Origin of the sequence: Shinella yambaruensis (genome assembly GCF_050859155.1) — a bacterium.
Taxonomy (GTDB): domain Bacteria; phylum Pseudomonadota; class Alphaproteobacteria; order Rhizobiales; family Rhizobiaceae; genus Shinella; species Shinella yambaruensis.
Genome location: NZ_CP150638.1, coordinates 1,498,122 through 1,514,216, shown reverse-complemented (window position 1 = coordinate 1,514,216; position 16,095 = coordinate 1,498,122). Strand labels below are relative to the sequence as shown.

The following is a 16,095-nucleotide window of genomic DNA, read 5'->3' as shown; positions in this document are numbered from 1 at the left end:
TCAAATGTTTCAGCAAATTCAGGGTGTCTGGCATGTGGTTCCTCCTCCAAAGAATTTCTGGGCCTTGTCACTGAAAGGTGGTCTCGAACGTCTCGCGCCATTCCGTAAGCGCATCGAGCATCCCGGTCGGCTCGATGACCTTGACCTCCATGCCTGCCGGGAATGGCACTTCCTTCGTGTTGGTCGGCGTAAAATGGCGCGACGCCAGGATCTTCTGCCCCTCCGTCAACGTGAACTGCTGATAGAGGATCGCGGCATTCGGGTGCGCGGTGGTCCGTGCGACGCCGAGCCCGTTGATGCGGGCGATGGCTGGCCCCAACGACAAGGCCTTGATCGGCGCGCCGTCCTGTTCCATCTGGTGAACACGATAGAGATAGACCTGAAGCGTGATCGGCAGTTCGCCCGAGGCGGTCATGTTGGCAAGCTGCGGATGGCCCTTGTGCAAGGGCGGGCGATTGGTCTCGGCAAGCTTCCTGAAGAAGGCAAGCCCCTCCTCCCGCGAGGGGAAGCTCTGGATCACCGTGGCCAACCAGTCGTATGCCTCCGATTCGATGCCGATCTTCCCGCCCCACCTCGGATCAAGGAGATCGTCCCAGCGCTTCGGTACATCCGCCTCCGAAACGAGCTCGGTGTTGTAGGAGGCCGTGATGACATTGAGACGGCTGCCGACCCATTCCCGGTGCTCCGGCACCGCATCCGGAAAAATCTCGGAGAAAACAGGGGAATCGACGGCCTGCAGGATGTTTTCGCGGTGGAGGGCTTCGAGCTCCGGGCCGTTCGTTTCGATCACGTCGACGTCGTGGCGGCCGCCCTTGATCTCGGTAACGGCGCGCCGCAGCACGTCCTCCGAACTGCCGCGCCACAAGGTTACCGGAATACCATACTTCGCGGTGAAGGCGGCGATCACCTGATTGACGTCGTCCACCGGCGTTGCCGTGTAGAGTGTCAGCGTTCCCTCCTTCTTCGCGCCGGCGACCAGTCTTTCCATCCGGTCCGGTCCGTCATAGGCGGCAACTTCGGCGACCGACTGCGCCAACGCGGGACCTGCGGCAAGGACAACGACGAGACCGAGCGCAAGCACCCTGCGAGTAATGCCTTCATGGAACTTCGGATTGATCATCTCTTCCTCCCTTATCTCAAAGCCGGACCTCCCAATCCGGCTTACGCTTCCTTGACTCCGAACCTCTTGCCGACGAGCTGGGCGAGCATGACGACGATGAAGAGCGCAATGATCATCATCACCCCGAAGGCGGAGAGTTCGACATACTGGCCGTTCTGCCAGAGCTCCCAGATGACAATCGACACCACTTCCGAACCGGGGCTGTAAAGCAGCACGGAACTGGACAGTTCACGGATCGAGACGACGACGATGTAGATCCAGCCGGCGAGCAGACCGGGCTTCAACAGCGGCAGCACGATGCGCACGAAGCTCTGGCTCCAGGAGGCGCCGCTCATCGCGGCCGACTCTTCGAGGTCCTTGTGGATCTGCAGCATCGACGTGGTGTTGTAGCGGATGCCGTAGGGCATGAAGCGCGTCACATAGGCGATGAAGATGATCCAGGTCGTGCCGTAGATGCCGATGTCGAGATAGAGGTAGCAGATCATCACCGACAGGCCGAGCACGAGACCCGGAAAGACCATCGGCAACGAGGCGACATTGTCGAGCAGCCACCGCGCGGGCAGCTTGGTGCGGATGACGATCCAGCAGATGACCGCGGTCAACAGCATGATCGTCGTTGCGGCACCAAGCGACAGCATCGCGCTGTTCCATACCGCCTGGCCGACCATCGGGTAGTTGATGACCTTGACATAGGCATCGAAGGAAAGGCGGCTCAGAGCGGACCAGGAGGGCACGCTGTAATATTTGTTCAGCGACGACCAGAAGAGCACGAGGAACGGCAACACGATGACCAGGATCATGTAGAGGACGATCAGGATCGCGGCGGGAATGCGCCAGACGCCGAGGTCGAACGGCCGCGGACGAAATCCCTTGCCGGTGACGGTCGAGTATTTGCTCCCCTGGCTCGACAGCTTCGACTGGAAATAGATGCCGAAGGAAGCGATCAGCAGCAGCACGACGGCATAGGCGGAAGCCAGCCCGACATTGCTCGGATATTCCCGGATCGCCTCGTAGATCGACGAGGTGAAGACCTCGATGCCGACCGGCATGCCGAGCAGCGCCGGAACCTCGAAGGATTCGATCGAGCGGATGAACAGGATGAAGAACGAGGCGATCAACGCCGGCCAGACGAGTTTCAGCGTGATGCGGAACATGATCTGACCGATGGACGCGCCGGACATCAGGGCGGATTCTTCCAGCGACGGGTCCATGGAGCGGAATGCCGCCGACATCAGCAGGAAGGCGATCGGCGAATAGTGCAGCCCCTCGACCCAGATCATGCCGCCCATCGAATAGATGTCGAAGACCGGACCGGAGAGACCGAACATGTTTTTGAGCATCAGGTTGAAAAGCCCGATCTGCGGGCTCGCCACCATGATCCAGGATACGGTGAAAAGGATCGACGGGATGACCAGAGGCACGATGGAGGCCGCATAGAACATCATCTTGAAGGGCGTGTTCGTCCGCTCGTTGAGCCAGGCGAAAAGGGTGCCGATGAACAGCGCCAGACAGGACGTGCCCGTTGCGAAGACCACCGAATTGCGAAACAGCGGCAGAATGCTGCTGTCGGTGAGTGCCCGCACATAGTTACCCAGTGTGAAGATGGCCGGAATGTCGCCTGCGGCAGGCGTCATGAAACTCTGCCACAGAAGGAAGACCAGCGGCACCAGCGCCAGCCAGCCGACGATCAGCACCGCGGCGCCGATGATCAACCATTCCGGCCTGATGCGGCCGAAGAAGCTCGGCTTTTCGACCGATTTTGCGAAGCTGCTTTCGTGTAACGACATCCCGACCTCCCGAACGAAATGCTGCCGGCAAGCCGGGGATCAAACCCCGGCCGGCGACATCGCGAGATTTTCCTTATGGTAGCCCGCGATCTTCTGGTAGCTGGTGGATAGCTTCTCGAGATCCTCGTGGCTAATCACCTTGTTGATGTCGTCGAACGGCTTGTCGCCCGTCCGCTCGTAGACTTCGCGCAGGATTGCATCCGGCGGGTTCTTGCGGTTGGTGAGCACGACCTGCGCGGTGGCCGGGCGGCGGATCGCCTCATAGGCATGCATCGCCTTGACGGGATCGCCTTCCTTGACGATCGCGTCGGTCAGCGCCCGGCAATCGAGGATCGCCTGAGCCGAACCGTTGGCGCCACGCGGATACATGGGATGGGCGGCGTCGCCGAGCAACGTCACGCGGCCGAAGGTCCACTGGTTGAGCGGATCCTGGTCCACCATCGGATATTCGAGAATGGCGTCGGCCGCCTTGAACAGCGCCGGGCAATCCAGCCAATCGAACTTCCAGTCCTTGACGACATCGAAGAAGTCCTCGAGGCGGCCCGGCTTGTTCCAGTCGCGCTGCGACTTGTAGCTCTCCGTCGCGATGTCCACGACCCAGTTGATGAGCTGCGTGCCCTCGCCGTCGATATTGTCGCGGATCGGGTAGATCAGCACCTTGGCGGTATTCAGCCAGCCGATGCGCACCATGCTCGCACCGGTAAGGAACGGTTTCCACCTGGTGACGCCGCGCCACATGTTGATGCCCGAGTAACGCGGCGGACCCTCGTTCGGATAAAGCTGCTTGCGGATCTTCGAATGGATGCCCTCCGCGCTGACAACCATTTCGGCCTTCACCGAAGGACGCGCCGAGCCATCGCGCGGATCGACGAAATGCAAGGTGACGAGGTCGTCGTCCTGTTCGAAACCGGTGCACTGCCAGCCGGTCATCAGGCGGTCGGCGCCGCAGCGCGCCTTGAAGGCCTCCACCAGAACCATGTGCAGGTCGCCGCGGTGGATCGAGAACTGTGGCCAGTCATAGCCGGCATAACGACCGGTCGGCTCGCTGAAGATGTGCTGGCCGTAACGATTGTAGAAACCGGATTCCCTGGTGGTGATCGCCACCTTGGCCAAAGCTTCTTCGAGGCCGAGCTTGCACATTTCACGCGCGGCATGCGGAAGAAGATTGATCCCGACCCCAAGCGCCTTGAGTTCCGGGGCGGCTTCGTAAACCCGCGAGGCAATCCCCTGCTCCTTGAGCATCAGCGCGAGCGTCAAGCCGCCGATGCCTCCTCCAACGATCGTCACTTCCATTCGTCTGCTCCCATCTGAGAATAGCCCGTTCCCCGCAAAGTTGCGGGATACGTGTGGTCAGTCGGGACTCTGGGCAAAGCTCCGCCGGCGGCCCGGACACCCGAAACCGTCGCCAATCTCAAACTTTTCCGATCCTCCCGCTCATCGCGACTGCCGCGACCCGAGCCGCCCGATCTGCGATGTTGATGAAAGGGGTAGAGCCATTCTTGCCAATTGACAAATAGATAGATTGTTTGAAGTCATCTCAAAAACAGATGACTGAAAAACGGATGACCACACGAACGGTTCGTTGGACGGTTCAACCCGCCTGCAATTCAAGATCAGAAAATCTTCAATGGAATCATTTACTTGAAGTGACAGACCAGACGGGCGCCGGCGCGGCCGTCCTCATGTCGGCTGACTGAGGTGTTCGCGGCGAAGGCTGCCGCACAGGCGGATGCGGCAACCCGGGATATCGGACGGCGGGATCAATAGTCGGCGTATGGAAGATAGGAACGCCGCTCCACATCGGGGAAACGCTCGCCGGTGCGCACGAACCGCGTGTGCTCCTCGATCGGGTTGGGATAATGTTCCCAGCTGCGCTGCTTGCCTTTTTGCATCGCCCTGTTGACGAACTGGCGCACGCGCTGGCTCTGCATGACCTCCGCACGGAGCCTCGGCAGATCCCAGATCGCCTCGACTGTCTCCAGCAGCCGTTCGAGTTCCGGCTGGAAGGCAGGATCGTCCGCCAGGTTGCGCGTTTCGCCGGGATCGGCGGCAAGGTCGTACAATTGCGTGGGATAGGCTTCCGACACCACGACCTTTCTGGCGCCGCGGCGCAGCATGACGCGGGGAGCCTTCGTTCCTCCGTCGATGTGTTCGGCCATGGTCACGCGCTGCGGATCGTCCTTGGCGAGCAGGGGAAGAAGGCTCCTGCCCTCGTGCGGCGTGACGAAAGCCCCCGCGTCACCACCCCCGAGATCGACGAGGGTCGGCAGCAGGTCGAGAAGCGAGACGGGCGCGACGATCCTCGAGAGCCCCTTCCCATCCGGACGATAGACGACCAGCGGGACGCGGATGGCGGGATCGAAGAGGTTCTTCTTGAACCACAGGCCCCGTTCCCCGATCATGTCGCCATGGTCGGATGTGAAGATGATCACCGTCTCATCGGCGATGCCCGCATCCTCCAGCGTCTTGCGCAACTCGCCGAGCTTGCGGTCGACATAGCTGATCATGCCGTAATATCCGCGGCGCGCGCGCCGGTAGATCTCATCCGTCACCTCGAACTTGTCGAGGCTGTAGTGGAAATAGAGGGACCGGCTATGCGGGTCCAACGCGTCGAGCGGAATCTTTGCGGTGCGCGGCGGGTCGATGCCCTCGTCCGTATAGAGGTCCCAGTATTCCCGCGTGATGACGTATGGATCATGCGGTTGCGTGAAGGAGACCGTCATGAACATCGGCCGGCCATCGCCGTAGCGCCGCCAGTCGAAAATGTGCTGCGCCGCCCGCCGTGCGACCTCGTCGTCATAGTCGATCTGCTGGGAGCGGGCGAGCGGGCCCGCGTCGGCGATCGTCTCGACGCTGGAGACCCCGAACGGCACCTTGCCCTTGGCGACGATCTCCTCGTCCTCCAGCTCGTCATAGGTTTTCGGCGGCACCCAGCTGAAGTCGGCCGGGTAGATCTCGGTCGTCAACCTGTCCTCATAGCCATGATGCTGATCGGGGCCGACGAAATGCATCTTGCCGGAGATGCAGGTGTAGTAGCCGGCATCGCGCAGATAGTGCGCGATGGTCGGAACGGCGGCCGGAAACTCCGCGGCGTTATCGAAGGCGCCGATCCGCGACGGCAGGCGCCCGCTCATCAGAGCGAAGCGCGACGGCGCGCAAAGCGGGTAGTTGCAATAGGCATTTTCAAAGACCGAGCCCTGCTCCGCCAGACGGTCGATGTTCGGTGTCCTGCAGACCCTGTTGCCGTAGACGGAAAGCGCGATGGCCGTCAGCTGATCGCACATGACAAGCAGGATGTTCGGTTGTTTCCGACGCATGCTTTTTCCCCTCAATGACCGAGAATCTGGCTCAGGAACAGTTTGGATCGTTCGTGCCGGGGATTGTCGAAGAAATCGGACGGAGCCGCCTCCTCGACGATCCGCCCCTTGTCCATGAACACGACCCGATCGGCGACCTTGCGGGCAAAGCCCATTTCGTGGGTCACGCAGAGCATCGTCATGCCGTCCTGCGCCAGTTCGATCATGACGTCGAGCACCTCCGAAATCATTTCCGGGTCGAGCGCCGAGGTCGGCTCGTCGAAGAGCATGATCTCCGGCCGCATGCACAAGGCCCGCGCAATGGCGACGCGCTGCTGCTGGCCGCCCGAGAGCTCGCCCGGATAGCTTCCGGCCTTCTGCGGGATCTTCACGCGCTCGAGATAAAGCATCGCCTGCTCCTCGGCGGTTCTCCGATCCTGCTTGCGCACCAGCATCGGTGCGAGGACGCAATTCTCCAGTACCGTCAGGTGCGGGAAAAGGTTGAAGTGCTGAAACACCATGCCGACGTCCCGGCGGATCTCGTTGATGTTGGCGAGGTCCTCGTTGAGTTCCGTGCCGAGCATCCTGATGCTGCCGGCCTGATGATCCTCGAGCTTGTTGAGGCACCGGATCAAGGTGGATTTCCCGGAACCGGAAGGACCGCAGATCACGATCTTCTCGCCCGCCGCCACGCTCAGGCTGACGTCGAACAGAACCTGATGGGCTCCATAGAACTTCGCGAGGCTTTTGACGTCGACGGCAATCCCGCCGCTTTGCATGTTCATCTCCTTGCCTTTCATCGGATCAGTGAGAAGCCACGTTCAACCGTCTCTCCAGATAGGCGCCGTATCGGGAAAGCGTGAAGGTGAACGCGAAGTAGATTGCCGCCACGAAGACGTAGACCTCGACATAGGTGGCGGACCACTCGGCCGTCGAAAACGCGGCATTGCCGGAGGCCATGACCTCGAAGAAGCCGATGATGACGATCAGCGATGTCTCCATGAACGTTATGACGATCTGGTTGATGGTCGGCGGCAGCGCATGGCGGAAGGCTTGCGGCAGGACGATGCGGGACATGGTCTGCCAGTAGTTGAGGCCGAGCGCATGGGCGGCCTCTTCCTGCCCAGCGGGAAGCGCCTGCATCCCGCCACGGATGATCTCCGCCTGGTAGACCGCGAAGAACAGCGAGAAACCGGCGATGACGCGGTAAAGCTTGTCGCCGACCAGGAAGTGCGGCAGCGCGTAGGGAATGATGATCGCCGCCGTGAACAGGATCGCAACGAGGGGAAGAGAGCGGATGCCGTCGATCAGGACCGCGACCGTCCGGGCGATGACGGGCAGGCGCGAACGCCTCAGCAGCGCAAGGCAGACCGCGATCGGCATTCCCGTGACGACCACCGTGGAGAACACGAAGAGCGTCAGCGACAAGCCGCCCCACTGGGTCTCGAGCACGGTGGGAAGGCCGAGGAAGCCGCCGCGCATCAATCCGTAAAACACCCCGTAACCGGCGATCCAGACGAGCGGCAACCGCTTCGCGGACCAGGCGAAAGGAAAGCAGGACACCGCTACGGTCGCCAGGATGGCCGCACAGGCGAGCGCCGAGCGCCATTGCTCGTCATAGGGATAAAGCCCGAAGAAGATCAGCCGCCAGCGCGCGGCGATGACCGCCCAGCAGGCGCCTGTCGCTTGCTGGCAAACGTCCGGTCCGCCGGAGGACCAAACGGCATCGAGGACGGCCCATCGGAACATGGTCCAGACGGCCAGCGCGATCAGCGCGAGGCAGACGCTCGTCACGGCGGCCGCGCCGGGCGTCGCAAAATATCCCTTCCTCACGGCGGCGAGAAACGTGTCATGGCGCGGTGGCGGGATTTCGCCGGAAACGATCGCAACGTTCGACATGTCGGCACCTTCCCTCCTAGCGGACATTCTGGCCCCGCAGGGCGATTGCACGATTGACGGCGTTTAAGACCGCGGCGAGGGAGAAATTGATCGCCCAGAAACCGGCGATGAGGATGAAAATCAGCGAGAGCGTCTGGCCGGAATGATTGATCGAATTGGCGACGACCATGAAGAAGTCGCTGAATCCGATCGCAATGCCGATCGAGGTCGCCTTGACCAGCCAGACATACTGGTTGGTCAGGGTCGGAAGCATGATGCGGATGGCGAGCGGCAGCCTGATCTTCCAGAAGATCTGCGAGCCGGTGAGGCCGAGCGCGAGGCCCGCTTCGACCTTGCCGCGGGACACCGCAAGCAGGCCGGCGCGGACGATCTCCGCAATGTAGGACGCGCCGAACAGGGATATCGCGATGACGGCGGCGCAGAATTCCGGCGCAAGCTCAAGTCCGCCGGCGATCCTCAGGCCACGCTGGACCGGCAGGTCGAACAGCGGCGTCTCAGCGATCCGGCCCGACGACAGGACGCCGGCGACGGCCGCGACGAGAATGACGAACCCGGCCAGTTTCACAAAGCCGTCGTTGCGCCGGAGGACGGCAAATCGCCGTGCGGCATATCCGACGATCAAGAGCGCCACTGCCGTCAGGACGGCAAGGCCGATCGCTCCACGTTCGATATTGAGGCCGGGCAGATAGAAACCGCGGTTCGAAAAGTAGGCCAATTCACCGAGGTTGTAGGCATTGCGCGCATTCGGCAGATGCGTGAAGACCGAATACCAGAAAAAGGCCTGCAAGATGAGCGGGATGTTCCGAAAGAACTGGACATAGACGAGCGCGATCTTGCTCAGCAGCCTGTGCGCGGAAAGCCGGGCGGTTCCGATGGCGCCCCCCAGGATCGTCGCCAGGAAAAGCGTCAGCGCCGCGAGCAGGAGCGTGTTCAGAAAGCCCACCGCAAGGGCACGCGCATAGCTCGAATTGATATCGTACGGTATCAGGCTGAAGGATATGGTCCAGCCGGTGGCATAGTTCAGGAAATCCCATCCGACGGCGATGCCCTGCGCATCGAGGTTACGGCGGGTGATGATCACCGCGGACGCGAGAATTGCGACGATCACCCCGATGAACAGCACCTGAAGACCTATGTCCCGGTGCTTGCGATTCCTCAGCACGGCGAACATCCGGCGTCTCCCCAACTCTTGTTGCTAAAGCGAGGAGCGCCCGCGCGCGACGCGCGCCGGCGCCACTCGATGCTCAATCGAGGATCGGCGGGACGAACACGCCGCCCTTTTGCCAGGGTGCGTTCATGCCGCGCTCCAGCTTGTAGGGCGAGTCCTTGCCGACATTGCGATCGTAGATCTCCTCGGCGTTGCCGATGACCTTGATGACATTGTAGGCCCAGTCGTCGGAAAGGCCGAGGCGATTGCCGATTCCGGGCGTGACACCCAGCAGCTTCGCCACCGTGGCGCTCTTGGGATTTGCCTTCTGCTCGTCGATGTTCTTGCTTGTGATGCCGTTCTCCTCGGCGATCCGGCCCACGGCGATCACCCAGTTGACAAGATCGACCCATGCGTCGTCCCCTTGCCGCATCGCGGCCGCCTCGGGCTCCATCGCAAGGACATCCGGCAGAATGGCATGTTCGTCGGGGTTGGGAGCGGAGGCGCGCCGCGCCGCGAGCACCGGACCCCATTCGGCGAAGGAATCGCAGCGGTTGGCGAAATAGGCGGCCGAAGCCTCGGTGTTCTTCTCGAAGGAGACGAGCTTGATGTCGTAGTCGTTCGCCTTGATGTAGTCGGCGATCAGCCGTTCCGTGCTGGTGCCCCCGGCCGTGCAGATCGTCCCGCCGTCGAGGTCCTTCACGGAACCGGCATTGAGCTCCTTGTGGACCATGAACTGGGTGGCCCCGAGGAAGTAAGGGGTGCTGAACTGCACGCCGAGCTCGGTGTCCCGGCTCATCGTCCAGCCGGTCGCCTTGATGACGAGGTCGAGATCGCCGGACTGAAGCGAGGGAAAGCGCTGCGCCCAGCTGATCGGGATAAGCTTCACCTTCTCGTCGCTGCCGAAAATGGCGATACCCACGGCGCGGCAATAGTCGATGTCGATGCCGTGCCATTTTCCCTTGTCGTCGATCTCGAAGAAGCCCTGGAAGTTGCCGTCGCCCGACGTGCAGTTGAGCTCACCGCGCGCCTGCACGGTCTTCAGGGTATCGCCGGCGGCCGCATATGCGGCCATCGGAACAATCGCCGCCGTTCCGGCCAGCAGCGCCGCGGTGGTAAGAGCCTTGACGTTCATTGAAATCTCCCGAGTTTGCCTGCGCCCTCGCGCCGTTCCCTGTCGCCATCGTCCGGTCTTGTGCCGGCTCCGTGTCGACTAGACGAATTAGTCGGCTTCGTGTCGACAAAGTCAAGCGAAAAGTTTACGTTGCCGTCACGCTGTTTTTCTGGCCCAATGCCGGAAGCGGAAGGAAGGTGCCTAAGTGTCTGAAGAAACTGAATCGAAACGCGTGCGCGGCACCGGCTGGAAGCACGTCTACGACACGTTGCGCAACGAGATCCTGGCCCTGACCCTGCAGCCCGGCCAGCTGCTCGACGAGATGACGCTGGCCGAACGCTTCGACATGTCGCGTTCCCCGGTGCGTGAGGCATTGATCCGCCTGGCGGGCGAGGAGCTGGTGGTGACGCTCTCCAATCGCAGCACCATCGTCGCGCCGATCGAGGTGGCGAGCTTTCCGAAGTATGTCGAGGCGCTCGATGTCGCCCAGCGCATGAACACGCGTCTTGCGGCGGCCCTGCGCACCGAGGCGGACCTGAAGATCATCGCCAAGCGCCAGAAGGAATTCGAGGCGGCGGTGAAGACCGGCCAGCATTTGAGGATGTCGGAGGCCAACAAGCAGTTCCACATGGCGATTGCCAATGCCGGCAAGAACGCCTACCTCGCCTCCTTCTACGAGCGCCTGCTAAACCAGGGCCAGCGCATGCTGCACCTGCATTTCGAGTATCTGGAGCGTACGAACGACGGTTATCTCCTCACCGACGAACACGACCTGATGCTGGAGGCAATCCGCACCAAGGACGTCGATCTCGCCGACGAGCTGGCCCATGCCCATACGCGACAATTCCAGGACAATTTCATCGCGTTCCTGCGCGAGAACTACACGACCGACGTCTCTTTTGGCTCGCTCGCCGCCGCACAATAGCCTGCCAGTCCGCCGAAATAACCGGGTTGAGCTGCTGGTGCTTGCAAGCCGCGCAAGCATCCAACAAACCGTCCGAACGGTCGCAGGGCCGTTCGGGCCACCGCGCTCATTGTCGCCACCGCCATTGCTTCGAGAATGTCGTGGCCCGCTCAAATTTGTCGAAACAGCACACGTACTTCGACAAGCAGGCGCCGAGTGCGAAAGCAGGGTAAAAAATGTTGGAGCGGGTAGCGGGAATCGAACCCGCGTATTCAGCTTGGAAGGCTGCTGCTCTACCATTGAGCTATACCCGCGGGGTCATGATCCGTGCAACGGAATGGTGGAGGGAGTTGGATTTGAACCAACGTAGGCTGAGCCAACGGATTTACAGTCCGTCCCCTTTAACCACTCGGGCATCCCTCCATATTCCGTCGGGATCAAGCGACCAGTGTCGACCGGCGGGCAGTGCCTTTTCGGCGGCGCCTTCGATCTGGCGGCGTATATGACGGGCACAAATCGTCCTGTCAACACAAGGCCATGGAAAAAATTGCGAAAAACGTCATCGTCCCCATCCGGCATCCGGAAGAGGCCGTCCGCGCGTTCGGAATCCCCCTGCCCTTGTTCGCTATTTTTCGCACGCCGCGCGCATAAACCGCTGCACACTGGGGCGCCAGATGGTCTATAAGGCCGGCATGAGCAAAGACGATACCGGCGGCAAGTCCGCAAAAGACACCCATTACGCCAAGCTGCGCCGGGCGCACCGCGACCAGCGGCGCGAACGCGGCGAGATTCCCACACCCAGGGACGACCGCCGCCGCAGGCAGGCGGAAGGCTGGAAGGCGCCGGCACTCGCTCCCGACCAGGTCCATCTCTATGGCCTGCACACGGTGCGCGCGGCCCTCGACAATCCGGAGCGGCAGATCATCAAGCTTTCGGTGAGCCAGAACGCCGCACAGCGGCTGCAGCTGCCCGAGCTTTCGACCCTGCCCTATCCGGTCGAGACCGTGCTGCCCTCCGACCTCGACAAGGTGCTCGGCCCCGAGGCGATCCACCAGGGCGTGATGCTGGAAACGCGCCCCCTGCCGGTGCGCCGCCTGGAGGCGCTGAAGGACAGCCCGCTGCTGCTCGTGCTCGACCAGGTGACGGACCCGCACAATGTCGGCGCCATCATGCGCTCGGCCGTCGCCTTCAATGCCGGCGCCGTCATCACCACGCAGCGCCATTCGCCGACCGAATCGGGCGTGCTCGCCAAAACCGCCTCCGGGGCGCTGGAGCTCATTCCCTATATCCAGGTCACCAACCTCGCCGATGCGCTGGACGAGCTGCACAAGCTTGGCTTCCTGACGATCGGCCTTGATTCGGAAGGCCCGGAGCCGCTGGAGGGCACCCTGTCCGGCGAACGCATCGCGCTCGTCATGGGGGCGGAGGGCAAGGGCCTGCGGCAGAAGACACGCGCCACCTGCAAGGCGCTCGCCCGGCTCGACATGCCCGGCGCGATCAAGTCGCTCAACGTCTCGAACGCCGCCGCGATCGCGCTCTACGCCACGCAGCGGCATCTCGCGCGCTGAAATTATACCTCGCAAACGAAAGGCCCGCCGATGCGGAACCGGCGGGCCTTTGCATGTCGGCGGATGGCCTCAGCTGGCGCGCTTCAGCGCACCGCGATCGGAAATGGTGCGCTCGGCCTCGGAAATCGCCTCGATCTTCGAATCGGGGCTGAGGTTCAGGCCCTCGGCGCGCACCAGCTCGACATCCGTGATGCCGAAGAAACCGAGCACGACCTTCAGGTAGCTTTCCTGATGGTCCATGGCGGACGCCGGACCGGCGGAATAATGGCCGCCGCGGGTGGAGACGATGATAACCTTCTTGCCCTTGGCGAGGCCCTCGGGGCCTTCAGCGGTGTAGCGGAAGGTCTTGCCGGCGACGGCGACGCGGTCGATCCAGGCCTTGAGCTGGCTCGGCAGGGAGAAATTGTACATCGGCACGCCGAGAATGATCGTATCGGCGGCCAGGAACTCGTCGAGCACGACCTTGCTTTCGGCGACCTCCGCGGCGATCTGCGCATGCACCTCTTCCGGCTTTGCATTGGCCGCCATCAGATGGGCGCCGGACAGATGCGGCAGCGGGTTGGCGACGAGGTCGCGATAGGTGATGGTGGCGGCCGGCTGCTCGGCCTTGATCTGGGCGGCGACGGCGGCCGTCAGGCGACGGGAGACGGAGTGATCGCCGAGAATGCCGGAATCGACATGGAGGATGTTCATGGGCTGCACCTTTGTTTCGGTTGGGTGCAACACATATGCTGCGAAAACAATCACGCGATTAGACGGCAAAAATCCAATTGACTGTTTCCGGAGAGAAACAATAATTCGCAAAATACCCGGAGACATCCCATGCAGGACCTGAACGATCTCGCGCTCTACGCCGCCGTGGTGCGGCACAAGGGTTTTACCGCGGCGGCGAATGCGCTGTCCGTGCCGAAATCGAAGATTAGCAAGCGCGTCGCCGCGCTGGAGGAGCAGCTCGGCGTGCGCCTCATCGAGCGTTCCACCCGCAAGCTCGCCGTCACCGACATCGGCCAGTCCTTCTACGAGCGCTGCGAGGCGGTGCTCTCCGGCGTCGAGGCGGCCGAGGCTGTCGTGGCGGTCGCCAAGGCGGAGCCGGCAGGCACCGTGCGCCTGTCGATGCCGCCGGGCTTTGCGCCGATGATCGCAGACGTGCTGCCGGGCTTCATGAAGCGTTATCCCGACGTCCGCCTCTCCATCCTCACCACCGGCCGCCCGGTCGACCTCATCGAGGAGCGGATCGACATCGCGCTGCGCGTGCGCGACGGCTACGACACGGACCAGTCGCTGGTCGTGCGCCGCTTCGCCGGCACGCGGCGCTATCTCGCGGCAAGCCCGCGTTTTCTCGAACGGTACGGCCCGGTCGATCTCGAGACGATCGGCCGCCTGCCCACGCTCTCCATGCAGGAGAACAATCCGCGCGTGATCTGGACGCTCTTCCACCAGAACGGCGCCGTGCACGACGTCTCCCACTCCCCGGTGCTGCTTTGCTCGGATTTCAGCGTCCTGGAGCGCGCAACGATCGAGGGCATCGGGCTCGCCCTGCTGCCGGACATGATCGTGGAGCGCGGCTTTCGCAGCGGCTACCTGACGCCGGTCCTGCCGGAGTGGTCCAGCGCGGAATCGACCGTGCATGCGGTCTTCACCTCGCGCCACGGCATGCTGCCCGCCGTCCGCGCCCTCATTGACCACCTCGCCGAAAACCTCCCCCGCTCCATGCTGCGCTGCCAGGAAATCGTCCCCAGGACCGCGCTCGACAGCAACTGGTCGATCTGAACAGGCCCTTTTCGCTTTACAGCGGCGGAGAATGTGCTAACTCCCTCGCTGAGTGCCCTTATAGCTCAGTTGGTAGAGCACCTGATTTGTAATCAGGGGGTCCCGGGTTCGAGTCCTGGTGGGGGCACCATCTCCTTTCAAACGCATTGATCGAGTCTTCACCCCGCGGCCTCACAGCCCGATGGCATCGTGGCGGCTGTGGCGCGGCCCGGATCGCCGACGCACCGTCTCCTTCCCACCGTCGAAGCGTGCCGGCCGGCGAGGTACATTGCCGTTCCCGGCCGACTGGCCTATAGGCGTTGATCGACGGGGTGCCTCCGGCACCCCCATTCCCATTTCGCGGCGCCGGGCAAGACCGGCCATCATGCGAAAACCATTGCGGAGGAACGAACGTGGCGGAAGACAAGGGACCGGTTTCGAAGGTAACAGTCGAAAAGCGGATCGACGGAAAATACTTCTACGCACTCACCTTCCGCGGCGTCACCTATCCGGTGAAGGGTCCGTTCGCCAATCCGATGGAGGCGGCCGCCAGCGGACAGGCCGTGCTGAAGATACTGGAGGAACGCGCCGGGCCGGCGAAAGCCTGAGCGGCGTCTGCCCTCATACCGTCCTTGTCATATTTTTCAGATGCGCATGCCGTAAAGGCGTGCGACAAAGACCGGCCCTGGATGCAGGATGTCCGGGGCTTGCTTAGAGGATGCGGATCGACGGCATGGCGCGTACCTTCAATTCCCTTTCCTTCGTCGCCTCGCAGGCGCCCGAAGCGCAGGAAGCGCGCAACGAGCTGGTTTCGATCTATGGCAATGCCGATCCGGAAGAGGCCGACGTCATCGTCGCGCTCGGCGGCGACGGCTTCATGCTGCAGACGCTGCACACGACGATGAACACCGGCAAGCGCGTCTATGGCATGAACCGCGGCTCCATCGGCTTCCTGATGAACCGCTACGACACGAAGGACCTCGCGGGCCGCATCGAAGGCGCGGTGGAGAACGCCTTCCGCCCGCTGGAGATGATCACCGGCGACGCCAGCGGCCAGGAGCGCCGGGCGCTCGCCATCAACGAGGTCTATCTCTTCCGCCAGTCCTACCAGGCGGCCAAGCTGCGCGTCAGCGTCGACGGGCGGGTTCGGCTGGAAGAGCTGATCTGCGACGGCCTGCTGCTGGCGACGCCGGCGGGCTCGACGGCCTACAATCTTTCCGCCCACGGGCCGATCCTGCCGCTCGAGGCGCCGCTGCTCGCCCTCACCCCCGTCAGCGCCTTCCGGCCGCGGCGCTGGCGCGGCGCGCTGCTGCCGAACAAGGTGACGGTGGAGATCGAGGTGCTGGAGGCGGAAAAGCGGCCGGTCAACGCGGTGGCCGACAACACCGAGGTCAAATCGGTGACATCCGTGCGCATCGCCGAATCGGCCGGGCTTTCGGCGCGCATCCTCTCCGATCCCGACCATTCCTGGTCCGACCGGATTCTTGCCGAACAATTCGATTACTGACACT

At 62.6% G+C, this 16,095-nt stretch carries 14 protein-coding genes and 3 tRNA genes; 6 read left to right on the top strand and 11 right to left on the bottom strand.

What is annotated here, in order from left to right; translation table 11 throughout:
• Positions 1–67 precede the first annotated feature (67 nt).
• The 8 genes from WMC41_RS07435 to WMC41_RS07400 all read right to left on the bottom strand — a co-directional run bounded on the left by WMC41_RS07435 (position 68) and on the right by WMC41_RS07400 (position 10,384).
• Positions 68–1,120 carry an ABC transporter substrate-binding protein gene (locus WMC41_RS07435; protein WP_432347529.1) on the bottom strand — a complete coding sequence of 351 codons (1,053 nt, stop codon included), beginning with the start codon at positions 1,118–1,120 and terminating at the stop codon, positions 68–70.
• Between the two features lie 41 nt (positions 1,121–1,161).
• Positions 1,162–2,907: an ABC transporter permease gene (locus WMC41_RS07430; RefSeq protein ID WP_244765758.1), complete on the bottom strand. Its 1,746-nt coding sequence runs from the start codon at positions 2,905–2,907 to the stop codon at positions 1,162–1,164.
• Positions 2,908–2,946: 39 nt separating this feature from the next.
• Entirely contained in the window at positions 2,947–4,200 is a 1,254-nt protein-coding gene (locus WMC41_RS07425; RefSeq protein WP_432347528.1) for a flavin-dependent oxidoreductase, read from the bottom strand.
• Between the two features lie 467 nt (positions 4,201–4,667).
• On the bottom strand, positions 4,668–6,224 hold the full coding sequence (gene betC / locus WMC41_RS07420) for a choline-sulfatase (protein ID WP_432347527.1): 1,557 nt from the start codon (positions 6,222–6,224) through the stop codon (positions 4,668–4,670).
• An 11-nt stretch (positions 6,225–6,235) separates the two neighbouring features.
• Entirely contained in the window at positions 6,236–6,982 is a 747-nt protein-coding gene (locus WMC41_RS07415) for an amino acid ABC transporter ATP-binding protein (protein ID WP_432347525.1), read from the bottom strand.
• Between the two features lie 25 nt (positions 6,983–7,007).
• On the bottom strand, positions 7,008–8,102 hold the full coding sequence (locus WMC41_RS07410; protein ID WP_432347524.1) for an amino acid ABC transporter permease: 1,095 nt from the start codon (positions 8,100–8,102) through the stop codon (positions 7,008–7,010).
• A 16-nt stretch (positions 8,103–8,118) separates the two neighbouring features.
• Positions 8,119–9,273, bottom strand: coding sequence for an ABC transporter permease subunit (locus tag WMC41_RS07405; protein ID WP_432347523.1), 1,155 nt, complete (start codon positions 9,271–9,273; stop codon positions 8,119–8,121).
• Positions 9,274–9,346: 73 nt separating this feature from the next.
• A complete protein-coding gene (locus WMC41_RS07400; RefSeq protein ID WP_244765764.1) occupies positions 9,347–10,384 on the bottom strand; it encodes an amino acid ABC transporter substrate-binding protein in 1,038 nt (345 codons plus the stop codon).
• A 184-nt stretch (positions 10,385–10,568) separates the two neighbouring features.
• Here WMC41_RS07400 and WMC41_RS07395 point away from each other — a divergent pair, with 184 nt between their 5' ends.
• The gene (locus tag WMC41_RS07395; RefSeq protein ID WP_432347521.1) at positions 10,569–11,288 is read left to right on the top strand and encodes a GntR family transcriptional regulator; all 720 of its coding nucleotides are present in this window, start codon (positions 10,569–10,571) and stop codon (positions 11,286–11,288) included.
• A gap of 219 nt (positions 11,289–11,507) precedes the next feature.
• Here WMC41_RS07395 and WMC41_RS07390 read toward each other — a convergent pair.
• Both WMC41_RS07390 and WMC41_RS07385 read right to left on the bottom strand, forming a co-directional pair.
• Positions 11,508–11,581 (bottom strand) — tRNA-Gly (locus WMC41_RS07390).
• A gap of 24 nt (positions 11,582–11,605) precedes the next feature.
• A tRNA-Tyr gene (locus WMC41_RS07385) sits at positions 11,606–11,690 on the bottom strand.
• Between the two features lie 269 nt (positions 11,691–11,959).
• On the opposite strand from WMC41_RS07385, the gene rlmB reads away from it, so the two are divergent.
• Complete coding sequence (rlmB, locus tag WMC41_RS07380) at positions 11,960–12,835, top strand: 23S rRNA (guanosine(2251)-2'-O)-methyltransferase RlmB (protein WP_432347520.1); 876 nt, start codon at positions 11,960–11,962, stop codon at positions 12,833–12,835.
• 69 nt (positions 12,836–12,904) lie between these two features.
• Here the strand turns inward: rlmB and WMC41_RS07375 are convergent, their stop codons facing one another.
• Entirely contained in the window at positions 12,905–13,528 is a 624-nt protein-coding gene (locus tag WMC41_RS07375; protein WP_244765767.1) for an FMN-dependent NADH-azoreductase, read from the bottom strand.
• Positions 13,529–13,657: 129 nt separating this feature from the next.
• Here WMC41_RS07375 and WMC41_RS07370 point away from each other — a divergent pair, with 129 nt between their 5' ends.
• The 4 genes from WMC41_RS07370 (at position 13,658) to WMC41_RS07355 (ending at position 16,091) form a co-directional block, all read left to right on the top strand.
• A complete protein-coding gene (locus WMC41_RS07370; RefSeq protein WP_244765768.1) occupies positions 13,658–14,605 on the top strand; it encodes a LysR family transcriptional regulator in 948 nt (315 codons plus the stop codon).
• A 54-nt stretch (positions 14,606–14,659) separates the two neighbouring features.
• Positions 14,660–14,735 (top strand) — tRNA-Thr (locus tag WMC41_RS07365).
• Positions 14,736–14,997: 262 nt separating this feature from the next.
• Complete coding sequence (locus WMC41_RS07360; RefSeq protein ID WP_244765769.1) at positions 14,998–15,192, top strand: hypothetical protein; 195 nt, start codon at positions 14,998–15,000, stop codon at positions 15,190–15,192.
• Positions 15,193–15,317: 125 nt separating this feature from the next.
• On the top strand, positions 15,318–16,091 hold the full coding sequence (locus WMC41_RS07355; protein ID WP_244765770.1) for an NAD kinase: 774 nt from the start codon (positions 15,318–15,320) through the stop codon (positions 16,089–16,091).
• Positions 16,092–16,095 lie beyond the last annotated feature (4 nt).